Raw genomic sequence first — 22,297 nt, 5'->3', positions numbered from 1 at the left:
CGGGGTGGTCACCGGGCCTCCTGCTGGTGCGGGTCGTGCTGGGGGTCGTGCTGAGCGTGCTGGGCTTGCTGCCCGGGGTGCTGGGGCTGCTGAGCGGCCAGCAGGTACCGGACGGCGTCGACGAGCGCGCCGCGGTCCTCGGCGCGCCGGGTGCGCAGCCCGGTGTCGACCAGGGCTGCCGCGACGTCGTCGGCCTCGGGGACAGCCCAGGTCAGGACGACGAGACCGTCGGCGCCGACGTACTTGCCGGCCATGCCCGGGGCGAGACCCGCGCTGCGGATCGCGTTCACGGGTACCCAGAGGTCCTCGGCGCCCTCGCGCTCGACCAGGACGCCGCCGTCGTGCACGGACACGAGACAGTTCGACCGGTCGCCCAGCCCGTGCGCGCCGACGCGGGCGAGCCAGTCGCCGTGGAGCGTGGTGGAGACGTAGACGGCCTCCAGCGGGCCGAACCGCACGGGACCCACGTGGTCGGGGCCGGGTACCGCGGGTGGACGTGGCACGAGGGTGGTGGTGCGCTGCGCGAGGCGGCGCCGGCCGATGAGCGTCACGTACAGCACGAGGAAGATCGCGCACGCGACCAGCAGTGCGACTGCCAGGATTCTCATCGGGTGACTCCTTCGAGGGTCTTTCCGTCGGCTGCTGGTCCGTCGACGGCGGTGCGGTCGACGACCTCGCCGCCGAGCACCGTCGCCCGGCCGCGCAGGAACGTCGCGACCACGCGGCCCGGCAGCTCCATCCCGGCGAACGGCGTGTTGTCGCTCGCGGTGACCTGGCTGCGGCCGTCGATCGTCCGGGTGGCGGACGGGTCGACCAGGGTCAGGTTGGCCGGCTCGCCGACGGCGATCGGGCGGCCCTGCCCCGCTGTACGGCTCCCGCCATGGTTGCCGTCGATCCGTCCGATGCGCGCCGGGTTCTCCGACAGCACGCGGGCGACGTCGGCCCAGGTCATGCGACCGGTGTCGACCATGGTCTGCTGCACCACGGACAGGGCCGTCTCGAGGCCGGTCATGCCGAACGCGGCGGACGACCACTCGCAGTCCTTGTCCTCGACCGGGTGCGGCGCGTGGTCGGTGGCGACGATGTCGATGGTGCCGTCGGCGAGGCCCGCGCGGACCGCCTCGACGTCCTTGGCGGTACGCAGCGGCGGGTTCACCTTGAACACCGGGTCGTAGTCGCGGGCGAGGTCGTCGGTGAGGACCAGGTGGTGCGGCGTCACCTCGGCGGTGACGTCGATGCCGCGGCCCTTGGCCCAGCGGATGATCTCCACCGAGCCGGCGGTGGACAGGTGGCACACGTGCAGCCGCGAGCCGACATGCTCGGCCAGCAGCACGTCGCGGGCGATGATCGACTCCTCGGCGACCGCGGGCCAGCCCGTCAGGCCGATCTGCGCGGAGACGACGCCCTCGTTCATCTGGGCGCCCTCGGTCAGGCGCGGCTCCTGCGCGTGCTGGGCCACGACACCGTCGAACGCCTTGACGTACTCCAGCGCACGGCGCATGAGGACCGGGTCGTGCACGCACTTGCCGTCGTCCGAGAAGACGCGGACGTGGGCCGCGGAGTCGGCCATGGCGCCCAGCTCGGCGAGCCTCTCGCCGCCCAGACCCACGGTCACGGCGCCGACGGGGTGCACGTCCACCCAGCCGGCCTCCTGGCCCAGGCGGTACACCTGCTCGACGACGCCCGCGGTGTCCTGCGTCGGCGTCGTGTTCGCCATGGCGTGCACGGCGGTGAAGCCGCCGGCCGCCGCCGCACGGGTACCGGAGAACACCGTCTCCGCGTCCTCCCGGCCGGGCTCGCGCAGGTGGGTGTGCAGGTCGACCAGACCCGGCAGCAGCACGTGCCCCTCGGCCCGGACCTCTGCCGCGCCATCGGGGAGCTCCACGGTCCCGGACGCGCCGATCGCGGCGACCACGCCGTCGGCCAGCACGACGTCGGCCGGGTCCGTGCCGTAGGGACGCACCCCACGCAGGACGTAGGTCGTTGTTGCAGGGGCGCTCACAGGGTGTTCCTCTCGTCGGTGCTGGTCTCGTCCGTCCCCGAGAGCAGCAGGTACAGGGCGGCCATCCGGACGGCCACGCCGTTCGCCACCTGCTCCACGATCACGGAGCGGGGGTGGTCGGCGGCGGCCGCCGAGATCTCCAGGCCGCGGTTCATCGGACCGGGGTGCATCACTATCGAATGGTCGGGCAGCACCGCGAGGCGGCGGGCGTCGAACCCGAACTTGCGGCTGTACTCCATGGGGCTCGGGAAGAACGAGCCCGAGCCGCCCGACATCCGCTCGCGCTGCACCCGCAGCATCATGACCGCATCCGGCTGCCACTGCTCGAGCGTCTCGTCCAGGTGGTACGACACCCGGCACGGCCACGTCTCCACACCGACCGGGACCAGGGTCGGGGGCGCGACCAGCGTCACCTCGGCGCCGAGGGTGCGCAGCAGGTACACGTTCGAGCGGGCGACGCGCGAGTGCAGGACGTCCCCCACGATCGCGACGCGCAGGCCGGACAGGTCCGCGCCCGCGGAGGTGTCGGTCCCGCGACCGTCCTCGCCGACGTTGCCCACCAGGTGGCGGCGGATCGTGAACGCGTCCAGCAGCGCCTGCGTGGGGTGCTGGTGCATGCCGTCGCCCGCGTTCAGCACGCCGGCGTCGAGCCAGCCGGCGTGCGCCAGCTGGTGCGCGGCGCCCGAGGCCGAGTGGCGCACGACCACGGCGTCGGCCCCCATGGCGTGCAGCGTGAGCGCCGTGTCCTTCAGGGACTCGCCCTTGGACACGCTCGACCCCTTGGCCGAGAAGTTGATGACGTCGGCGGACAGCCGCTTGGCCGCGGTCTCGAACGAGATCCGGGTGCGCGTGGAGTCCTCGTAGAACAGGTTCACCACGGTGCGCCCGCGCAGCGTCGGCAGCTTCTTGTTCTCCCGCGACTGGGTGGTGGCCATCTGCGCGGAGGTGTCCAGCAGCAGAATCGCGTCGTCCTTCGACAGGCCCTGGGTGGTCAGCAGGTGCTTCACCGCGCACCCCCGTTCTCGCCGGCCGAGGGCTGTGTCATCGAGGGCTGTGTCGTCGAGGCTTGCGTGGTCGAGGCAGCGCTGATCACCACGGCGTCGACGCCGCCGTCGACGTCGGCGAGCCGGACCCGCACACGCTCGCTGCGCGACGTGGGCAGGTTCTTGCCCACGTAGTCCGCCCGGATCGGGAGCTCGCGGTGCCCGCGGTCCACCAGGGCCGCGAGCTGCACCACGCGAGGGCGGCCCAGGTCGTTCAGCGCGTCGAGCGCCGCGCGGATGGTGCGGCCCGAGAAGAGGACGTCGTCGACCAGCACCACCACCTTGTCGTCGATGGTCCCGTCGAGGCTGCCCGGCAGGACCGTCTGCCCGACGGCGCGCGTGGGCTGCCTGCGGAGGTCGTCGCGGTACATGGTGACGTCGAGGGTGCCGTACTCACCGTCGAAGGCGGGCTCGATCTGCGTCAGGCGCTCCGCCAGCCGGCGGGCGAGCTGCACACCGCGTGTCGGGATGCCGAGCAGGAGAAGATCGGCGGCCCCCTTGTTCCGCTCCACGATCTCGTGGGCGATGCGGGTCAGGGCCCGAGCGATGTCGGCCTCGCCGAGCACCGTCCGCGCTGCGGCGATGCTGGGGTCCGTACTGGGGTCCGTGCTCAGTGGGGCGCTGGATTCGGGCATGCGGCTGCCAGGATTCATCTGGCGACCTCCTTCTCCGCCTCACGGGACGGGATTAAAGGGAGTCTGACAGCCACCACCTTAACTCGCCGGACATGTGCCGGATGCCGGGGCAGCCGCCCGCCGGAGCGGCGTTGCTCACACCCCGCGCCCTGTGTCCGACGCTGTGTCCGACGCTGTGTCCGACGCTGTGTCCGACGCGATGCCCTCGGCGATGCGCGCGATGCGACCCAGCCGTGTCTCCCACGCGTCCCCGATGCGCTCCAGCCGCCGCCCCAGCGCCGTCAGCTCGGCACCGAGGGCGCGGTACCGGCGCTCGCGGCCGACCGTCTCCGACTCGACGAGCCCGGCACCCTCCAGCACCACCAGGTGCTTGGCGATCGCCTGCCGGGTGACCGGCAGGCGATCAGCCAGGACCGACGCCGTCAGACCCGCCGCGCCGTCGTCACCCGCCAGGGCCTCCAGCACAGCCCAGCGGGTCTCGTCGGCGAGGGCGGCGAACGCCGTGACCGGCGACCCGGAGGCCGCCGCTCCCGGACCGGTCACCACGTGCGCGACTCGACGTACTCGACGAGCTCGTCCAGCTCGCCGTCCCAGCCCTGCCGGTTGCCGTCCAGGGCGGCGCGCAGCGCATCGTCGGTGTCACCGCTGAAGCCGGTCTCGTGGACCGTGAGAAAGGTGCCGTCCCCGTCCTCCCGCAGCGTGAACTCGGCCTCGGTCATGCGCTCGGGCTCCTCCACCGACTGGCCCCACCGGTACGCGAGCAGCCGGCCCGGCTCCACCCGGGTCACCTCGAGAGCGAACCAGCCGTAGCCCTCGAAGTGCAGGCGACCGCGCGTGCCCGGGCCGAGCGGACCGCCGTCGTCGGTCTCGCAGCCGTCCCCGAACCAGCCGGCGACATGCTCGGGCTCCGAGATCGCCCGCCAGACGGCGCCGGGCGCGGCGGCGACCCGCACGGTACGGGTGATGGATCGCGTGTCGAGGTCGACGGTCGCGCGGGGCTGAGTGGTGGTCATGAGTTCCTCCGACGTCGTTCGAGCAAGGTTCCGGGCGGGGAGGTGCCCCGCCGCCACGGTGCAACCATCCGGTTGCACACTCAGGATGCACCATGGCGCGGGGATGAGCAACCTTCAGGTTGCACAGACGGGTCGCGCGAATGGCGGGGTCGCTCCGGTCCGGGCAGGACGGGCCGCTCCGGGCCTGACGGGCTGCGGGTCGTAGAGCTGCGCGAACGCAGCGGTCCCGGCGCCGAACAGGGCGAGGAGCAGACGTCGCTCGTCGAACCGTTCAGCACCGGGACCGGTGCTCACACGTGCTGCCGGCTCAGGCCGGCGACCCTGCCTGGCTTCACGCCAGCAGCGTCGGCTTCAGATCCTTGACCCGGCCGAGCAGACCGTTCACGAAGGCCGGGGAGTCGTCGGTGGACAGGTCGCCCGCGAGGTCGACCGCCTCGTCCAGCGCGACGGCGTCGGGCACCTCGTCGTTGAAGAGGACCTCCCAGGAGCCGATCCGCAGCAGCGCGCGGTCGACCGCCGGCATGCGCTGGAGCGTCCAGCCCTGCGAGTACGTCTCCAGCACCTCGTCGATGCGGTCGCGGTGCGCGACCACACCCTCGACGATGTCGACCGTGTACTGCGGCACGGCCGCCTCGGTGTGCGGCACGGCCACGCGGTCGGCGAGGAGCTTCAGCGGGTCGATGCCCCGCTGCTCCGCCTCGAAGAGGATGTCGGCGGCGCGCTTGCGCGCCTTGGTGCGTGCGCCCATGGTCTCTCTCTGCTACGGAAGGTCACTACTGAAGCTGTGCTACGAAACCTGCTGGTGGGCTGTTGCGCCTCAGCGGCGCGTCACTCCGTGACGCGACCGAGGTAGTCACCCGTGCGCGTGTCGACCTTCACCTTGACGCCCTGCTCGAGGAACAGGGGGACCTGGATCTCGGCACCCGTCTCGAGGGTCGCCGGCTTGGTGCCGCCGGTGGACCGGTCACCCTGCAGGCCCGGCTCGGTGTAGGTGATCTCCAGGACCACGGACGTCGGCAGCTCGATGTACAGCGGCGTGCCGTCGTTCGAGGCGAGCATGACGTTCATGCCCTCGAGCATGTAGTCCTTCGCGTCGCCGACGGTCGCCGCGGGCACGTTCACCTGGTCGTACGTGTCGGTGTCCATGAAGACGAAGTCCTCGCCGTCCATGTACAGGTACTGGAAGTCGCGGCGGTCCACGTTGGCCGTCTCGACCTTGATGCCGGCGTTGAACGTCTTGTCGACGACCTTGCCCGACAGCACGTTCTTCATCTTCGTTCGGACGAACGCTCCACCCTTGCCCGGCTTGACATGCTGGAACTCGATGACGGACCAGAGGTTCCCGTCGATACGGAGCACGGTGCCGTTCTTGATGTCGTTGGAGGTAGCCACGTTCGTCTTCCTGTGTCGGTGAAGGTGTATACCCAGGGCGCGCCGACAGGAGGCCGGCGGCTGGGGTGATCAAGGTGAGTGATCAAGCAGGTGTCAAGCAGCAGCGGTCAAGTCTAACGGACCGTGGGATCTGAGGAGACAGTTCGACGAGCCGTCAGATCACCAGCGCGTTCATCGCGGCGAGGCCCAGGAGACCCGTCGCGACCGACCAGATCAGCGAGGCGAGCGTACCCACGACGAACCGCTCCGACGCCACCGGCTGGTCACGCAGCTCCGCGTAGCGACCGAGCCCCTTGATCGCGACCACTATCGCGATGCCGTAGGGGTAGCCGGCCAGGAGGGCGCCGGTGATCGCCAGACGCTCCAGCACACCGAGCCACGCGCCGCCCCGCAGGATGTCCATGGCCTCCGGGTTCATGGTGCCGGTCGGCGGTTCGTCGCCGTCACCGGACTGCCCGCTCCTCGAGGTGCCGCGCGGCTCCTCCTCACCCGGGTCGAGCGCCTGCGGCAGGACGGGCGGCTCGTAGGGCTCGTAGCGCGCCCAGGGCAGGTCTCCCCCGCTGGCCTTGCGCAGCACCCAGGGCACCACCCACGAACCCACCATGACGCTCAAGAACAGCGTGACGAGCCAGATCGCCACCACCGCCAACCACTGCCACCCGTCGATGGTCTCCAGCATGTCCCAGGTCACGGTGCCACGTCCCCCTCAGCTCTTCGCGCGCTCGGTCTCAGCACGCTCGGTCTCAGCGTGCTTGCCGCTCGCACGCGTCGTCTTGGCCCTACGGTTGCCCGCCTCGGCGGCGGGCCTGCTCACGGCGTCCGGCTGTTCGCGCGTCGAGCCGCTCAGCTCGGCGAGCAACCGCACCGCCACCGGACGCACCGCTACTTCTTCCTGCCAGAGGGCCGCACGGACCCGCTGGCTCACCGCCTGCTCGCTGACCTCCAGGGACTGGGCGACGATCCGCTGACGTCCCGGTTTGTCCTCGAGCGTGGCGAGCGTATCGGCGACCTCCCACCCTTGGGGAGTCCTGCGGGCGCGAATCGCCGCAAGAAGACGGAGCAGGGCCTCGACCTCGGCCGCCAGGTCCGGCTCCGCCGGGCCCGGCGCCGGCCCCTCGACGGCGATCGAGGTGCCCCTACCCCGGGTCTTCGCCCGCTCGACGGCGTCCCGGGCTCGGTAGAACGCGAAACCGCGCGCCTCACGCGACACCGTGGGCAAGGGCCCCTCGACCGGTCCGACGCCGATACCGACGCTCCAGCCCTGGTCCCGCAAGAGGTGCAGCGCGATGTCGACCGCCAGCTCGGCACCGGCCGGCCCGACCGCCAGGATGCCCTGCACCTCGTCGCCCACCGTGCGCTCGAACGGCACCACCACCCCCTCGTGCCCGCGTGTCAGCTCCGCGAGCTCTGCGAGCACCTCGGGAACCCGGTCGGCGGCGTAGGTCGAACCCCGCTGGTCGACGGTGAGAACGATCATGCGCTCAAGCCTAGACCCTTCAATAGGAGACCTCAAGTCCAGAGGCTTAAGCAAAAGTCATCAAGTCCAACAGCTTACGCTCCGTCCTTGTCGGCCAGCCGTGCCGCGATCGCCGACAGGGCCAGCCGGTAGGAGTCGAAGCCGAACCCCGCGACGGTGCCGGTCGCGATCCCGGCCACCACCGAGTAGTGCCGGAACGACTCGCGCGTGGCCGGGTTGGAGAGGTGCACCTCGACGAGCAACAGGTCCGCGGTGGTGACCTGGGCGGCGGCGTCACGCAGCGCGTACGAGTAGTGCGTGAACGCCGCCGGGTTCAGCACCACGTGGGCGCCGGCGTCGACCGCCTCGTGGAGCCAGCCGACGATCTCCGACTCACCATCGGTCTGCCGGACCTCGACGTCCAGCCCGAGCTCCTCGCCCCACTTCGCGGCGGCGATCGTGAGGTCTGCCATGGAGGCATGGCCGTAGATCTCGGGCTCGCGAACGCCGAGCCGGCCGAGGTTGGGACCGTTGAGCACCAGGACGCGGGGCAGTGCAGAAGCCATGGCCGCGAGCCTAGTGGGCACAGCGGCCAGTGAGCACAGCGGCGGCACGGCGTCAGGCCTTGCGGCTGGGCGTCAGACCTTGCCGCTACCGCTCGCGAGCCGGTGCCCACCCGTCGCGTCGGCGACCCAGCGCGGAACATCGGGACGAAGCTCGCCCCAGCCCCAGAAGACGAAGGCCAGGCAGACGAGCGCCGCACGCCCGGCACTCCAGGTTCTGTCTCGGCGCCCGCTCTCCTCAGTCGACTCGCTGCCCTCGGCCGGTGCAGCCGTCACGCCCCGTCCGGCTCCAGCCCATCCACCAGGAGCGTCCGCGGCCCCGGACCGGCCTCGGCGAGCTCGTCGTGCGGGTTGGTCAACGCGCAGCGGCGCAGCGAGAGACACCCGCAGCCGATGCAGTCGGTGAGGTGGTCCCGCAGCCGGGAGAGCTGCTCGATCCGCGCGTCGAGGTCGTCGTGCCAGGCCTGCGAGATCCGCCGCCAGTCCTTCGCGGTCGGCGTGCGGTCGCCAGGAAGGGTGTCCAGCGCCGCGCCGATGTCCGCGAGCGGGATGCCGACGCGCTGCGACACCCGGACGAACGCCACGCGCCGCAGCGTCTCGCGCCGGTAGCGCCGCTGGTTGCCCGACGTCCGCCGGCTCGCGATCAGCCCCTTGCGCTCGTAGAAGTGCAACGCGGACACGGAGACGCCGCTCCGCGCGGCGAGGTCGCCGACGGTGAGCTCGTCACGGTCCCACGGGACGGCAGGGTTGGGTGCTTCCACAAGCGGCCTCCTACGGCTCTCGAACGCTCCGACGGCACGGCCGGGCACAGCGGCACCCGGCCGGCACAGGTCACAATTGACCTCAACTTTGGTTCAGGTTAAAGGATGACGGCATGGACGCCATCAGACACCACTCCTTCGGGCCGCCCGAGGTCCTCACGCTCGAGCAGGTCCCCGATCCCGTACCGGGCCCCGGGGAGGTACTCGTCGACGCCATGGCACACGGGGTGCACCTCCTCGATACCAGCATCCGCCGTGGCGAGGAAGGCCCGCCGCTCGCCCTGCCGAGCCTCCCGACCGTCCCGGGCCGGGAGATCGCGGGCACGGTCGCCGGCGTCGGCCCCGGGGTCGACGCCGCGTGGATCGGACAGCACGTGGCAGCACACCTCGGCCGCGTGACCGACGGCGGCGGGTACGCCCGGCGCGTCGTCGTCGGCGCCGACAAGCTGCACCTGATTACCGACGGGCCGGACGGCGCCCCCCTCGATCCAGCCGACGCGACAGCGATGATCGGGACCGGCCGGATGGCGGTCTACACCCTCGACATCGCGGCCGTGACCGCAGCCGACGTCGTCGTGGTGACGGGTGCTGCAGGCGGGCTTGGCACACTTTTTGTGCAGGAGGCGCTGAACACCGGCGCCCGCGTCGTCGCCCTGGCGAGCAGCCCGTCCAGGCTCAAGGTCCTGGAGGATCTGGTGGCCGTGGAAGCTGTGGTGGACCCGGAAGACGTGAAGGACGTGGTGGACGACAGCCCGTTCGGTCGCCTTGCCCTCGTCGACTACTCCGCCCCCCACTGGACGGAGACCGCCCGGGCCGCACTCGGAGGCGCCTCCGCGACACTCGTGCTCGACGGCGTCGGCGGAGAGCTCGGCACCGCCGCGACGGCGCTGCTGTACCGCGGCGCCGGCGCCACGGGTCGCACCGGCAGCGGGAGTGCCACGCCGCCCGCACGGCTCGTGGCGTACGGCTGGGCATCCGGTGCGCCCAACCGCTACACGTCCTGGGCGGACGCCGACCAGATCAGGTCGCCGATCGAGGTGCGCTACGCCGTCGGGCCCGACGCTCCCCCGATGCCTGACCAGCGGCCCTACCAGGAGCGCGCCCTGGCCCGTGCGGCGTCGGGCCGGTGGCGGGTCGCGACGCACCGCGTGCCCTTCGCCGAGGCCGCCCGAGCGCACCGCGAGCTCGAGGAGCGCCGCACCACCGGCAAGGTGGTGCTGGTGTGACCGCCGTCGTCCCGCCGTCCTCGCCCCCGTCCTCGGTCTCGTCGTCGGCCCCGGCACCACCCGCCCCGTCGGGCGTGCTGGGCCGGGGCGCGCAGCGCCTCGTCCTCGCCGGGATGGTCGCGCTCTGCTCGCTCGGGGCGTTCGAGTCCCTCGCCGTGTCGACGGCGATGCCGACGGTCGCCGTCGAGCTGGACGGCCTGCGGCACTACACGCTCGCGTTCGCGGTGGTGTTCGCCACCAGCGTCGTCGGGATGCTCGCGGCCGGCCGCTGGTGCGATCGCAGCGGCCCGACACCGGCGATGTGGACCGGCGTGGCGCTCTTCGTCGTCGGGCTCGTCATGGCAGGCACCGCGACCGACATGGGCGCCGTCGTCGCGGGACGTGCGGTGCAGGGCGTCGGCAACGGGCTCTTCGGTGTCGCGCTGTACGTCCTGGTCGCCCGGGTGTTCGCCACCGAGCGGCACGCGGCCGTGTTCTCGGCGTTCGCCGCGGCATGGGTGGTCCCCGCGATCGTCGGGCCGGGGCTGGCCGGGCTCGTCGTGGACCACGTGGGCTGGCGCTGGGTGTTCCTCGGCGCCGCCGTGCTGACCGTCCCGGCGGCACTCCTGATGCGGCCCGGCCTCACGGCCGCCCGCGGAGACCGGCCCGTACCCGCGACGCGTCCCGCGACTCAGCCCGACGGAGCGACTCAGCCCAGCGCGGTCGTCGACCCGCCGACGACTCCCCCGCTGCACGCGCTACGCCTTGCCCTGGCCGCCCTGCGGGCCGGACGAGGGCTGCCGGCCGTCGTGTCGGTGCGGGCACTGGTGTCGGCGGCGTTCGTGGGTGCCGAGGTGCTGCTGCCGCTGCTGCTGGTGCACGAGCGGCACCTGAGCCCCGGCGGCGCAGGCCTCGTCCTGACGGTGGGAGCGCTCGGCTGGTCCGGAGCGTCCTGGGTGCGTGGCCGCGACCTGCTGCACCTGAGCCACGTCGGCTACGTGCGACTCGGCGGAAGCCTGCTCGCGCTCGGGATGGTCGGAGCGACAGCCCTCGCGCTCCCGGACGTACCGGCCGGGGTCGGGATGGCGTTATGGGTGCTGTCCGGCGGTGGGATGGGCCTGGTCTACCCCACTCTGTCGGTCCTCACGCTCGAGCTGGCGCCGCCGCACGAACAGGGCTCGGCCTCGTCGGCACTTCAGGTGGCAGACGCCGTCGCCGCCGCCGTCGCATCCACCGCGACCGGTGCGCTCCTCTGGGCCCTGCACGACGCCGTAGGCCTGCCCGCGTACGCAGCGGTGCTCGCCCTCACCGGGCTGCTGGCACTGGGGACCGTGCTGCTGGCAAGTCGGACCCGGCCTGTCGAGGAGTGACCGGGTGCCGGGGGGGGCGGCCTGCTCCCTGACGAGTCGGGCCGCCCCGGCTGCGAGGTCAGGCGCTTTCGGCGGTCGGTGTCCCGGCCGTTCATGGCTTCGTGGGCGGGAGCCTCGTGGTCGAGGGCTCCGTGGTCGGGAGCTCCGTGGTCGGTCGAGGTTGGCGCACCCCCGGCGAGGTTAGGCGGCTTCGGCTTCCGATGGCGGTGGGGCTTCGAGGGCGTCGGGCAGGGTGATGCGGTGTCCGCGGGCGTCGGTGAAGGCCCACCCGGCCTCGATCAGGGCGACGGGCACGGTGGCGCTCGACGTGGTGCCGGTGGTGCTGTCGGCTGTGGTGGTGCCCGTGGTGGTGGGTTTGCCGGTCCAGTGCATGGTGATGCCTCGGGTGTCGACGAGCTGGTGGTGGTACCAGCACAACAACGCACTGTTGGACACAGACGTGTTTCCGCCGTGAGCCCAGTGAGTGACCGCGTGGTGCACCTCGCACCTCGATGGCGGCTGATCACACCCGGGGAAGACGCAGTGCCGGTCACGGGCGATCACCGCTCGTCGCATCTGTCCGGTGACGGTGCGTTGTGCGCGGCCGACGTCCAGGACCGTGCCGTCGGGTCCGAACACGACCCGGGTGACCGCACTGTCGCAGGCCAGACGGCGCAGCAGTGCTCGTGGGGCGCGGCCGCCGGTCTCGGTGAACACCGGGCCACCACCGGAGAGGAGCCCGGACATCGTCGGGGCGCCCGCTGGGTTTCCAGGTGCTGGGCCTGCGCCGACGCCCGCGTCCGGTGCACCTGCACCTGCGCCCGTGCCTGTGTCCGGTGCTTCTGCGCCGGTCGCGCGGCCGGGTGCGCGGCCTGGTGTGGTGCGGCCCGGTCGTGCCTGTCCGCAGGTCAGGCACAAGCCGTCACGGGTACGGGTGGCCTGAGCGACCAGCTCGGTCCAGGACACCGTGACATTCAGGTGCGGCGGGATCGCCGCACCCGGGGAGGCCTGGTTCGTGTCGAGCACCACCCGGGCGACGTCCGCCAGACCCTGTGCCCGGCGCTGCGTCGAGGTACGCGTGTCCTCCGCTGACGGGGCGCCGAGGATCGCGTTGATCGCCGCGGTGACCAGGAGGCCGTGTTCGTCGGTCAGGAAGCCTGCGAGGTGGTAGCCGCCGAAGGTTTTGGCCAGGTCGAGGAACTCGCCCAGGGCTGCTTTGTCGTCATCCACGTCATCGGTGTCGGGGTCGGTGATCGTCGCGAACCGGCGTGCCACGATCCGGAACTGGTCCGCGTTCAACGAACCCGCCTCGCGCAGGACCAGGCCCTCACCCGTGACCAGGGTGCCCTCGGTGACGGCGTCCTCCAACACCTGGGTGATGAGCTGGCGGGTGTGGTCACCGTCGGGGTCCTGGGCCGGGTCGGGGAAGTCGACTGGCACGGTCTGCACGAACGCCTCCGGGGTGGTCCGCTCACCCGTGCGGGCGTCGATCAGCCACGCCAACGCATCCTGACGGGTCTCGCTGGTCGGGGCGACCTTGGTCATCACACGGGCATGGTCGATCCCGAGGGTGCCGGCGACCAGGCCTTCCCGGGTGGCGGGCAGCGCGGTCGCGAGGCGGCGGGCCATCGTCATGTCCTTACCCGCCGTCACCGCAGAGATACCTTCCCGGAGCCGTAGCCAGGTGGTGAACGCCCGCGCCATCCCACCTGAGCGCCAGGACCCGTCCGCCTCGATCCTCGACAGCAGGGTGTATCGCACTCCGTCGAGGCGGCCGGTCAAGCGGCGGATCCGGGTGTGTGCCTCCATCAGCCGGCCCACGGTCGGCGCGTCCCACCCGTCCAGCACCTCGGGGTCGGTCAGGACCGCGAGCTCGTCCATCACGTTCTCGAACCGGGCCAGCGTCTCCTCGATCGACTCGGCATTGGGCAGGCCCCCGGCTGGCACGCCGTTCGTCGACTGCTCCACCGGTCCCCACCCCCTCGCCGCCTCTAGTTTTCACGTCCTCGCTGCATCTATTATCTCGAACGTCCGTACGCATCGCACGCCCAAAATGAAATCTGTGGATAACCCTTCAACCGTCCTGGCCCGGCCGGCCGGACGGGCTCCCCACCTGCCCCGCGGAGCACGCTCCTTGCTGTCCGTGCACAGCGCCGCCCCTCCGGCGAGGCCGTACCCCTGGGCGGGTCCAGCGTGTACACCCCACGCTCGTACGACCGCGAGCGCCGTCCCCTCCGCCGTACCTCCATAGGGCGCCGAGCCTCCGCACGGGCCGACAGCACCCGCAGTCAGGTACGGGGGTGCTGTCACGTTTGCTGCGTGGTCCTCGTCATGGAGGTATGACGCGAGAGCATGTCCTCATGACGGACCCCGAGGTCTCCCACGACGGCAGCGTCCAGGACGGCGATGCGCAGCTGGGCGGTGCGCGGCTCGACGGCGCGGCCCTGGACCGGCTGCGCCCCCTGGCCTTCACCGTGGCCTACCGGATGCTCGGCAGCGTGGCCGAGGCGGAGGACGTGGTGCAGGAGGCGCTGATGCGTCTCTCGCAGGCCGACGGGGTGCGTAACCCTGATGCGTTCGTGACCACGGTGACGACGCGGATCGCCATCGATGTGCTGCGCTCCGCCCGGGTGCGGCGCGAGTCCTACGTGGGTGAGTGGCTCCCGGAGCCGCTGGTCGGTCCGGTGCCGTCGAACCTTCCGGTCGCGATGGCGGCACAGCCGCCGGACGCCGCGGCGCACGCCGTGCTGGCCGACGACCTCTCGACGGCGTTCCTGGTGCTGCTGGAGACGCTCACCGCGACGGAGCGTGCGGCGTTCCTGTTGCATGACGTGCTCGGGTTCCCGCACAGTGACGCGGCCGAGGTCATCGGTACGAGCGAGGTAGCGGCGCGTCAGCTGGCGTCGCGCGCCCGGCGGCGGATCGCACGGCAGCGCGGCGACGTCGTCCAGGACGGCGGCGACGTCGGTCCCGTGGCGCCCGCCCGACGGACCGCGAGCACGGCCGACACCGAGGCTCCGGACGGCGCTGCCGCGAGCGCCGCGCCCGGTCGGGCGAGGCGGGCGCGTGCGGACGAGCTCGTGACCCGGTTCCTCGCCGCGTGCGAGGAGGGTGCCGTGGACTCGTTCCTGGAGCTGCTCGCCGAGGATGTCGTGCTCACGGGTGACAGCGGGGGGAACGTGCCGCGGGGCATGTCGATCGCCAGGCCGGTCACGGGGCGGGATGCGATCGCGCGTCTGCTGGCGGGCTTCATGCGCCGTGGGGCGCCCGTCCACTTCGAGCGTGCTCTGGTGGGCGGGGAGCCGGGGCTGCTCATCATGGCGGACGACGTCGTGGGTGGCGGCCTGATCGGCACGTGGTCGTTCGAGATGTCGTTCGACGTGCCGGACGGACGCCTCGCGGGGGTCCGCGGCGTGATCAACCCGGAGAAGCTGCGACACCTGGGGCCGCTGGCCGATCTCGACAGGCTTCAGGCGTGGCTGCGGAACGCCAGGCCGCGGAGAGGCGCCCGCTAGGCGCCCCTCCGGCGAGACAACCGGTCAGACGCCGGTCACACCGCTGCCCGGGTCTCGGCGACCGGGCCGTCCGGCGCGTCGGACGCGTCCGGCACGAACCACATGAGCACGAGGCCCAGCAGCACGACGGCGACGATCCCGAGGGTGCCCCAGATCGTCGCGCCGGTGACAGCGATCGTGATGGTCCACAGGGCGCTGGACATCCAGGAGGAGGCGCGGCCGGTGGTGGCGTAGAGACCGAAGATCTCCGACTCCTTGCCAGCCGGCGTCACCCGGGCGAGGTAGGACCGCGAAGCGGCCTGTGCCGGGCCGACGCAGGCCGACAGGACGAGGCCGCCCACCCAGTAGACGATCGGGCCGAGGTCGCGCAGGAAGACGACGGCGAGGCCGGCCACGACGATCACGCTGAGCGTGCTGAGGATGACGGACCGGGGACCGAAGCGGTCGTCGGCGAACCCCACGAGGACGGTGCTGATCCCTGCGACGAGGTTGGCGGCGATGCCGAAGACGATGACCTGGTCGGCGGAGAACCCGAAGCTGACGCCGCCGATGATCGCGCCGAAGGCGAAGACACCGCTCAAGCCGTCACGGAACACCGCGCTGGCGAGCAGGAACCAGAAGGTGCGACGCGAGGTGCGCCACAGGCCCCGCACGTCGCGGAACAGCACGACATAGCTCGCGAAGAACCCGACCTTGGCCCGGCCCTTGGTGGGCGGCAGCTCCGGCACGAACACCAGGATCGGCCAGGCGAACGCGAGCGCCCAAAGGGCGCAGCCCACGGCAATCACGCGGAAGGCAAGACCGTTGTCGGTGGGCATGCCCCACCAGTCCGCCCCGTTGGCAATGACCACGAACAGGAGCGCGAGGATGCCGCCCACGTATCCCAGGCCCCAGCCGAGGCCGGAGACCTTGCCGACGGTCTTCGGCGTCGCGACCGACACCATCATGGCGTTGTAGTTCACGCCCGCGATCTCGTTGAGCACGCTGCCCAGCCCGATGAGGGCGGCGCCGAGCACGAAGTAGGCCGGGTCGGCCTCGACGAACCACAGCGCGAGCATGCACAGGACCATGCCGACCGTGCCGCCGGCCAGCCAGGCCTTGCGCCGGCCGGTCACGTCGGCGCGCTGCCCCAGCACGGGGGCGAGCACGAGGATGAGGAGACCCGCGAGGGTATTCCACAGACCGACGCCGCTGGTCAGGTCGGCGAGGCCACGCTCGTAGGCGGGATCGTTCTCGCCGAGGGCCACGACGGCCGGGTCCAGGAAGGACTCGGTGGTCAGGTACAGCGCCGTGAACACGAACGTCAGGATCACCGTGTTGAACGGCTGGGTACCCCAGTCCCACAGCGCCCAGGAGAAGACCTGGCGGCGTGGGATCCGTACGCCCTCCTGCAGCTCCAGGCCCATCGTGGGGGGCACCACCGGGACTGCAGGCGAATCGGGTCGGGGTGTGGCGTCGGTCATGGCCGCAGTCTGCCCGCGTCGAGTGAATCGTGGGTGCTGAGCCGGTCACGATCTCATACCGACACGCAGGTCAGGGCACGGCCAGAGTGCCAGGTCAGAGCGAGGCCAGAGCCAGCTCAGAGCGCCAGGTTGTGGCGCCCGATCTGGCTGGTCCCGGACACGCCCGCGAGCGCCATCGTGAGGTCCAGCTCGGCCAGGACGTGCTCGGTGACCGCGCGGACGCCGTCGGCTCCCGCGAGGGCCAGCCCGTAGACCCAGGGTCGGCCCAGGAGGGCGGCGTCGGCGCCCAGGGCGAGCGCGGTGAAGACGTCGGCGCCGGTGCGGATGCCCGAGTCGAACAGGACGGGGACCCGTGTCCCGGTGCCCGCGTGCGCACGGACGGCGTCGACCACGGGAGCCAGGGTGTCGAGGGAGGCGACGGCGTTGTCGATCTGCCGTCCGCCGTGGTTGGAGACGATGATGCCGTCGGCTCCGTGGTCGAGGGCGGCGCGGGCGTCGTCGGGGTGCTGGATGCCCTTGACGAGGACGGGGAGGGTGGTGCGCTCGCGGAGCCAGGCGAGGTCGGACCAGGTCAGGGTCGAGCGGGAGAACACCTCCAGGAAGGTCTCGACGGCGGCACGGGCGTAGGGCTGGGTGAGGTTGCGCCAGGTGGGTCCGGGGTGGTGGCGCGCTATGGACAGCAGGGAGCGGACGGCGGCGACGGTGGGCCGGGGCGACGCGTCCGCGGCTGTGCCGGTCGTGCGCGACGACCTGACCGTCGACGCCGCGCGGACCCTGGTCTCGACCAGCTGCTGGAAGACGGGGTCGCTCAGGTACTGGGCGATGCCCTCGGCGCGCGCGAACGGGAGGTAGCCGAGGTCGAGGTCGCGGGTGCGCCAGCCGAGCACGTGGGTGTCGAGGGTGACGACGATCGCCTCGCAGCCGCTGGCCTCGGCGCGGCGGACGAACGACTCGACCAGGGCGTCGTCGGACGACCAGTAGAGCTGGAACCAGCGCGGGCTGTCCCCGAGGGTCGCGGCGGTGTCCTCCATGGGCGTCGAGGCCTGCGTGGAGATGGCGACGGGCAGGCCGAGGTCGCGGGCGGCGCGGGCGAGCGCGGGCTCGGCGTTACGGGGGGCGGCTCGTCTGCCTCCCCGGCCGAGCTGGTGCTGCACGGCGAGCTCCAGCGCCCCGACCGGTGCGAACAGCACGGGTGCGGGCAGGTCGCGCCCGAGCAGGGTGGTGGCCAGCGACCGCTCGCCGACGTCGACCATCTGGCGGGGCACGATCCGGTACCTGCCGAACGCCTCCCGGTTCGCGTCGACGGTGCGCTGCGCGCCGGCTCCCCCGGTGACGTAGGACCAGCCGGTACGGGTCATCCGGCGCCGAGCGCTCTCGGCGAGCGCGTCCGGGTCGGTGGGGACGACCGGCCGGCGGCCGAACACCCCGTTGCGGTAGATCGACGACTGCACCGTCCGGCCGATATTGCGCATGCCGGACATCCTGTCACGCGCCGCCTGACGCCTCCCGCCCACCCCGGCTGAACCACCCGACGGACTACTTGCCGAACCCCGCCGTGAGGCCCGACACGAGCTGACGCCGCCCGATCACGTAGGCGGCCAGGATCGGCAGTACGGACAGCACCACCGCGGCGAGCACCGCGGGCACGTTCACGGAGAACTCGCCCTGGAACGCCCACAGGGACAGCGGCAGCACCCGGGTCTCGGCGCTCTGGGTGAGCACGAGCGGGAAGAGGAAGCCGTTCCAGACCTGCAGCGCGTTGTAGACCGCTACCGTGACGACGGCCGGGCGGGTCAGCGGCAGCGCGAGGCTCCACAGGGTGCGCCACTCGCCCGCACCGTCGACCCGCATCGACTCGAACAGCTCGACCGGCACGTCCCGGAGGAAGTTGGTCAGGATCAGCACGGACAGCGGTATCGCGAACGCTATGGAGGGCAGGATCAGCGCCCACAGCGTGTCGTACAGGCCGAGCTGGATGATGAGGTAGTAGACGGGCACGATCGTGGCCTGGATCGGGATCGCGATGCCCAGCAGGAAGACCTGGAACATCCGTGCGGCGGAGCGGCGCCTGGAGCGCACGACGACGTAGGACGCCATCAGCGAGACCGCGAGGATCACCACGACGGAGACGACGGTGACGAACACGGAGTTGCCGAAGTAGAGCAGGAAGTCGTTCGCGATCACCTCGCCGTAGGCGTCCAGCGTGGGGCGGGACGGCCACGACAACGAGCTCTCGGAGTAGTAGTCGGCCTCGGGCCGCAGGCTCGTGACGATGATGTAATAGATCGGCACGATGATGACGAGCAGCCAGATCCAGCCGGCCAGGCCACCGATGACGTTGGGCGTGGTGCGCGGCGTGCGCACGACCCGTGCAGCGCGTGCGGACATCAAACACCCTCCATCTGGGACTCCATGCGGCTCGCGCCCGAGAACCGGTTCAGCGCCAGCGACACACCCAGCCCGACGACGACGAGTATCACCGCGATGACGCTCGCCCGGCCCATGTCGTAGCTGCGGAAGCCCGCCAGGTACATGTCCAGCGGAAGGATGCGGGTCGCGTTCCCAGGCCCGCCGCCGGTCAGCACGAAGATCAGGTCGAAGTAGGTCAGGGAGCCGACGATCATGAGCGTCGAGGACGTGATGATCGTGTACTTCAGCTGCGGCAGGGTGATGTGGAAGAACTGCTGCACCCGGCCGGCGCCGTCCAGCAGCGCGGCCTCGTAGAGCGACGCGGGGATCTGCCGCACGCCGCCCTGGTAGAGCAAGGAGTGGAACGGGACGAAGCACCAGCCGATGACGAACAGCACCACCCACAGCGCCAGGTCGGGGTTCCCGATCCAGTCCTGGGCCAGCAGCGGTATGCCCAGCGCCGCGCCGAGGCCGAAGTTCGGGTCCAGCAGCGCACGGTAGGCGATTGCCGCGGCCGCCGCCGAGAAGAGCAGCGGCAGGAAGTACAGCACCGACAGCACGGCTCGATAGCGCTGCCTGCCCGCCATGAAGACACCCAGCAGCAGAGACACCGGCGCCTGGAACAGCCATGAGGCGACCGTGACGATGGCGGTCAGCCGCATCGCGTTCAGCGTCACCGGGTCCGACAGGGTTCGTCCCCAGTTGTCTGCGCCCGTCCACACCGGGTCCCCCAGGCCATCCCAGCTCATGAAGGACAGCACGAGCACACCCAGGAGCGGCACCACGGCGAAGACCCCGAACAGCGCGAGCGCCGGGGCGGCCATCCACACCGGCGGCCCCTGGGTCCTGCCCGTTCCCGGCCGGCGAGCCGGGCGGGAACGGGCAGGGCTCAAGGAGGGGGCCGCCACGGTCACGGCGTCGCGTCCATCGCGTCGGAGAACTGCTGCGGGTCGATCTGCCCGAGGAACAGCTGGCTCAGGTTGTCCAGCAACGCCTGGGACCGGGCGGGCGGTAGCGCCTGGTCCCACGAGAGCTGGAAGTGCGGGGCATCGCTGACCAGGCCGTAGACGAACGACAGGTAGTCGGCGTCGTCCTGCTCGGCGATCTTGTCCTCGATCCCGGTGATCGGCGGCACGGTGCCGATGGCGAGAAGGTCGTCGACGGCGGCGTCGTTCAGCACCTCGGTCGAGATGAACTCCTTCGCCGTGGCCTGTGCCTCCTCGGAGGCGTCCGCGGAGACCGACCAGAAGTTCGACGGGTTGCCGACGATGTTGGCCGGGTCACCGGCGCCGCCCTCGACGACCGGGAACGCCGCGTAGCCGAGTCCGCCGGACTCCACGAGCTCGGGGTTGCCCGCGACGAAGTCCGGGTAGACCCAGCTACCCTGCAGGAGGAACGCCGCCTTCCCGGTCTGTACGAGCGCGGTGTCGCCGTTCTGGTCGGCGTTGACGGACCCGAAGGTGTCACCGAAGGCGCCCGCGTCGACCAGCTCACGGATCTTGGTCGTGGCCTCGACGATCGCCGGGTCCGACCATGCGCCCTCCTCGCCGTCGAGCACCGCCTGGAAGACCTCCGGGCCGCCGATCCGGTCGGTCAGGTACTGGATCCACATCAGCTCGGGCCACACGCTCTGGCCCGCCAGCGCGATCGGGATCACGTCCTCGTCCTTGAGCGTGCCCGCCGCGGCGAGCAGCTCCCCGTAGGTGGTCGGGACCTCGACCCCCGCCGCGTCCAGCACCTCCTGGTTGTAGTAGAGGACGACCGGCTGGCTGTGCGTGGTCGGCACGGCGTACGCCGTGCCGTCGACCTTGCCGTTGTCGGCGACCGAGGGGATCAGCTTCTCCTCCAGCCGCGCCGTGCTGTCGCCCAGGTCGACGACGTTCCCGTTCGCCACATAGTCCTCGAGCGTGCCGCCCGCCCACGAGTAGATGAGTGTCGGCGCGTTCCCCGCGCCGACGGCGGTGCGGATCTTCTCCTTGTAGGCGTCGTTCGCGAAGTACTCGACGGCGAACTCCTCCTCCGGGTGGGCCTCGTTCCACGCGTCGAACTGCGCACCGAGCACGTCGCCGCTCTCCCCGGTCAGAGCCCACGCGTTCGCGCCGCCCGCGGGGGCCTGTCCGGGCTGTCTGCCGCCCCCGCAGGCCGCCAGCACAGCCGCCACGGTCACCGCAGCCACCACCGCACCCGCGCGTCGTCCGATCCCGAGCCTCATTGTCCGAGTCCTCTCCTGCCGACGACGGCGTCGACCGTTCAGAAATAGTTTCGCGGAGTTTCCTAATGGTCTCCGACCGTAGAGACGGCATTCGAGAGCTGTCAAGGGACCGCGGGCGCTCTACGCGTGCCAATATTACGAAACTGTTTCCCTGGCGTAGGCTGGGACCTGTCGTCTCGAGCGGGTCGAGACGAGCAGGCCGAGGAGGTCGCAGTGATCAGGACGCAGGCATCGCGCCCCACGCTGGAGCAGGTCGCCCGGGCTGCCGGGGTCTCCAAAGCCACTGCCTCCAAGGTGCTCAACCGCCGGCCGAACATCTCCTCGCAGACCCGCCGGCGGGTGGAGCAGGCGATCGACGAGCTCGGCTACGTGCCGACCACCGGACCGCGCGAGCGCGACCGCCTGCAGAAGGTGAACGTCGTCTTCAACACGCTTGTGAACCTCTACTCGATGCACGTGCTGGAAGGGATCGTCGCTGCGGCGCACGCGCAGCGGGTCGAGGTGCTCGTCGACATGGCCGACCCGGACCTCGGGGAGGACGGACCGCTCTCCGCGCCCTGGATCCGCCGGCTGGCGGCGCACGGCCGCACGGGCGTGATAGTCGTGACCTCCGAGCTCACCGCCGGCCAGCGAGACCTGATGGGTGCCCTCGGGCTCAGCGTCGTCCTGATCGATCCGCTCAACCCCCTCGACGACGAGGTGGTCTCGGTGGGCGCCACGAACTTCACCGGGGGCCTGCAGGCGACCCAGCACCTCGTGGACCTGGGGCATCGCCGCATCGCATTCGCCGGCGGGCCTCCGGGCTCGATAGCCTCGCGCGAGCGCCTGCAGGGCTATCTCAGCGCCATGGGCTCCGCCGGCGCGGCGATCGACCCGGAGCTGATCCTGGAGCGCGAGTTCAGCGTCCCCGCGGGCCTCGAGATGGCCAGCAGGTTCCTCAGCGAGCCGCAGCCGCCCACGGCGATCTTCGCCGGCTGCGACGCCTCGGCGCTCGGGGTGCTCGAGGCGGCACGCCAGTACGGCCTGCGCGTGCCCCAGGACCTGTCGGTCGTCGGTTTCGACGACACCTCCATGGCCGTGTCCACCGCACCTCCGCTCACCACGGTGCGACAACCCATCAGCGACATGGGCCGGGTCGCGCTGCGCACCCTGCTCCAGCAGTCGCGCGGGGAACGGGCCGACTCCCACCACGTCCAGCTGTCCACACAGCTGGTGATCCGGGGATCGACCGCCGCGCCGGCGACCGCTGTCCCCGGGCCGCACCCCCGGCACTGACGAC

The 22,297-nt window shown here is 71.5% G+C and carries 23 protein-coding genes; 4 read left to right on the top strand and 19 right to left on the bottom strand.

Annotation, left to right across the window (positions count from 1 at the left end; all coding sequences use genetic code 11):
- Positions 1 to 8 precede the first annotated feature (8 nt).
- The 13 genes from LUM46_RS04055 to soxR all read right to left on the bottom strand — a co-directional run bounded on the left by LUM46_RS04055 (position 9) and on the right by soxR (position 8,865).
- Entirely contained in the window at positions 9 to 608 is a 600-nt protein-coding gene (locus LUM46_RS04055) for a PH-like domain-containing protein (RefSeq protein ID WP_274992438.1), read from the bottom strand.
- The gene (locus LUM46_RS04050; RefSeq protein ID WP_274992437.1) at positions 605 to 2,002 is read right to left on the bottom strand and encodes a dihydroorotase; all 1,398 of its coding nucleotides are present in this window, start codon (positions 2,000 to 2,002) and stop codon (positions 605 to 607) included. The genes LUM46_RS04055 and LUM46_RS04050 overlap by 4 nt, the downstream gene beginning before the upstream one ends.
- A complete protein-coding gene (locus LUM46_RS04045) occupies positions 1,999 to 3,009 on the bottom strand; it encodes an aspartate carbamoyltransferase catalytic subunit (protein WP_274992435.1) in 1,011 nt (336 codons plus the stop codon). The genes LUM46_RS04050 and LUM46_RS04045 overlap by 4 nt, the downstream gene beginning before the upstream one ends.
- On the bottom strand, positions 3,006 to 3,698 hold the full coding sequence (gene pyrR / locus LUM46_RS04040) for a bifunctional pyr operon transcriptional regulator/uracil phosphoribosyltransferase PyrR (RefSeq protein ID WP_374726922.1): 693 nt from the start codon (positions 3,696 to 3,698) through the stop codon (positions 3,006 to 3,008). Before pyrR ends, LUM46_RS04045 begins: the two co-directional genes overlap by 4 nt.
- Positions 3,699 to 3,815: 117 nt before the next feature.
- Entirely contained in the window at positions 3,816 to 4,226 is a 411-nt protein-coding gene (locus tag LUM46_RS04035) for an ArsR/SmtB family transcription factor (protein ID WP_274992434.1), read from the bottom strand.
- On the bottom strand, positions 4,220 to 4,693 hold the full coding sequence (locus LUM46_RS04030) for an SRPBCC domain-containing protein (RefSeq protein ID WP_274992433.1): 474 nt from the start codon (positions 4,691 to 4,693) through the stop codon (positions 4,220 to 4,222). The genes LUM46_RS04035 and LUM46_RS04030 overlap by 7 nt, the downstream gene beginning before the upstream one ends.
- 331 nt (positions 4,694 to 5,024) lie before the next feature.
- Positions 5,025 to 5,441: a transcription antitermination factor NusB gene (nusB, locus tag LUM46_RS04025; protein WP_274992432.1), complete on the bottom strand. Its 417-nt coding sequence runs from the start codon at positions 5,439 to 5,441 to the stop codon at positions 5,025 to 5,027.
- Positions 5,442 to 5,521: 80 nt separating this feature from the next.
- Positions 5,522 to 6,085 (bottom strand): elongation factor P, encoded by a 564-nt coding sequence (gene efp / locus LUM46_RS04020; RefSeq protein WP_274992431.1) that lies wholly within the window; start codon positions 6,083 to 6,085, stop codon positions 5,522 to 5,524.
- Between the two features lie 154 nt (positions 6,086 to 6,239).
- Positions 6,240 to 6,776, bottom strand: a complete 537-nt coding sequence (locus LUM46_RS04015) for a hypothetical protein (protein WP_310242906.1) — start codon at positions 6,774 to 6,776, stop codon at positions 6,240 to 6,242.
- Between the two features lie 15 nt (positions 6,777 to 6,791).
- Positions 6,792 to 7,562 (bottom strand): hypothetical protein, encoded by a 771-nt coding sequence (locus tag LUM46_RS04010; RefSeq protein WP_274992430.1) that lies wholly within the window; start codon positions 7,560 to 7,562, stop codon positions 6,792 to 6,794.
- Between the two features lie 74 nt (positions 7,563 to 7,636).
- Positions 7,637 to 8,107 carry a type II 3-dehydroquinate dehydratase gene (locus tag LUM46_RS04005; RefSeq protein ID WP_310242909.1) on the bottom strand — a complete coding sequence of 157 codons (471 nt, stop codon included), beginning with the start codon at positions 8,105 to 8,107 and terminating at the stop codon, positions 7,637 to 7,639.
- Positions 8,108 to 8,179: 72 nt separating this feature from the next.
- Positions 8,180 to 8,380: a hypothetical protein gene (locus LUM46_RS04000; protein WP_274992429.1), complete on the bottom strand. Its 201-nt coding sequence runs from the start codon at positions 8,378 to 8,380 to the stop codon at positions 8,180 to 8,182.
- Positions 8,377 to 8,865, bottom strand: coding sequence for a redox-sensitive transcriptional activator SoxR (soxR, locus tag LUM46_RS03995; protein ID WP_274992428.1), 489 nt, complete (start codon positions 8,863 to 8,865; stop codon positions 8,377 to 8,379). The genes LUM46_RS04000 and soxR overlap by 4 nt, the downstream gene beginning before the upstream one ends.
- Positions 8,866 to 8,978: 113 nt before the next feature.
- On the opposite strand from soxR, the gene LUM46_RS03990 reads away from it, so the two are divergent.
- Together LUM46_RS03990 and LUM46_RS03985 are read left to right on the top strand one after the other, a co-directional pair.
- The gene (locus LUM46_RS03990; RefSeq protein ID WP_274992427.1) at positions 8,979 to 10,091 is read left to right on the top strand and encodes a zinc-binding dehydrogenase; all 1,113 of its coding nucleotides are present in this window, start codon (positions 8,979 to 8,981) and stop codon (positions 10,089 to 10,091) included.
- Complete coding sequence (locus tag LUM46_RS03985) at positions 10,088 to 11,440, top strand: MFS transporter (protein WP_274992425.1); 1,353 nt, start codon at positions 10,088 to 10,090, stop codon at positions 11,438 to 11,440. The genes LUM46_RS03990 and LUM46_RS03985 overlap by 4 nt, the downstream gene beginning before the upstream one ends.
- Before the next feature lie 180 nt (positions 11,441 to 11,620).
- On the opposite strand, the gene LUM46_RS03980 is transcribed toward LUM46_RS03985, so the two are convergent.
- Entirely contained in the window at positions 11,621 to 13,387 is a 1,767-nt protein-coding gene (locus LUM46_RS03980; RefSeq protein ID WP_274992424.1) for an HNH endonuclease signature motif containing protein, read from the bottom strand.
- 392 nt (positions 13,388 to 13,779) lie between these two features.
- Between LUM46_RS03980 and LUM46_RS03975 the strand changes: the two genes are divergently transcribed.
- The gene (locus LUM46_RS03975; protein WP_274992423.1) at positions 13,780 to 14,934 is read left to right on the top strand and encodes a sigma-70 family RNA polymerase sigma factor; all 1,155 of its coding nucleotides are present in this window, start codon (positions 13,780 to 13,782) and stop codon (positions 14,932 to 14,934) included.
- Between the two features lie 35 nt (positions 14,935 to 14,969).
- Here the strand turns inward: LUM46_RS03975 and LUM46_RS03970 are convergent, their stop codons facing one another.
- The 5 genes from LUM46_RS03970 to LUM46_RS03950 form a co-directional block, all read right to left on the bottom strand.
- Positions 14,970 to 16,397: an MFS transporter gene (locus LUM46_RS03970; RefSeq protein ID WP_274992422.1), complete on the bottom strand. Its 1,428-nt coding sequence runs from the start codon at positions 16,395 to 16,397 to the stop codon at positions 14,970 to 14,972.
- A 116-nt stretch (positions 16,398 to 16,513) separates the two neighbouring features.
- Complete coding sequence (locus LUM46_RS03965; protein WP_274992421.1) at positions 16,514 to 17,869, bottom strand: alpha-hydroxy-acid oxidizing protein; 1,356 nt, start codon at positions 17,867 to 17,869, stop codon at positions 16,514 to 16,516.
- A gap of 64 nt (positions 17,870 to 17,933) precedes the next feature.
- Positions 17,934 to 18,785 carry a carbohydrate ABC transporter permease gene (locus LUM46_RS03960; RefSeq protein WP_274992420.1) on the bottom strand — a complete coding sequence of 284 codons (852 nt, stop codon included), beginning with the start codon at positions 18,783 to 18,785 and terminating at the stop codon, positions 17,934 to 17,936.
- Complete coding sequence (locus tag LUM46_RS03955) at positions 18,785 to 19,630, bottom strand: carbohydrate ABC transporter permease (protein ID WP_274992653.1); 846 nt, start codon at positions 19,628 to 19,630, stop codon at positions 18,785 to 18,787. Before LUM46_RS03955 ends, LUM46_RS03960 begins: the two co-directional genes overlap by 1 nt.
- Before the next feature lie 86 nt (positions 19,631 to 19,716).
- A complete protein-coding gene (locus LUM46_RS03950; protein ID WP_274992419.1) occupies positions 19,717 to 21,018 on the bottom strand; it encodes an extracellular solute-binding protein in 1,302 nt (433 codons plus the stop codon).
- A 213-nt stretch (positions 21,019 to 21,231) separates the two neighbouring features.
- Here LUM46_RS03950 and LUM46_RS03945 point away from each other — a divergent pair, with 213 nt between their 5' ends.
- Positions 21,232 to 22,293: a LacI family DNA-binding transcriptional regulator gene (locus LUM46_RS03945; RefSeq protein WP_274992418.1), complete on the top strand. Its 1,062-nt coding sequence runs from the start codon at positions 21,232 to 21,234 to the stop codon at positions 22,291 to 22,293.
- Positions 22,294 to 22,297 lie beyond the last annotated feature (4 nt).

Source organism: Promicromonospora iranensis (genome assembly GCF_028994805.1).
Classification (GTDB): domain Bacteria; phylum Actinomycetota; class Actinomycetes; order Actinomycetales; family Cellulomonadaceae; genus Promicromonospora; species Promicromonospora iranensis.
This window is presented reverse-complemented; position numbering and strand designations above follow the sequence as displayed.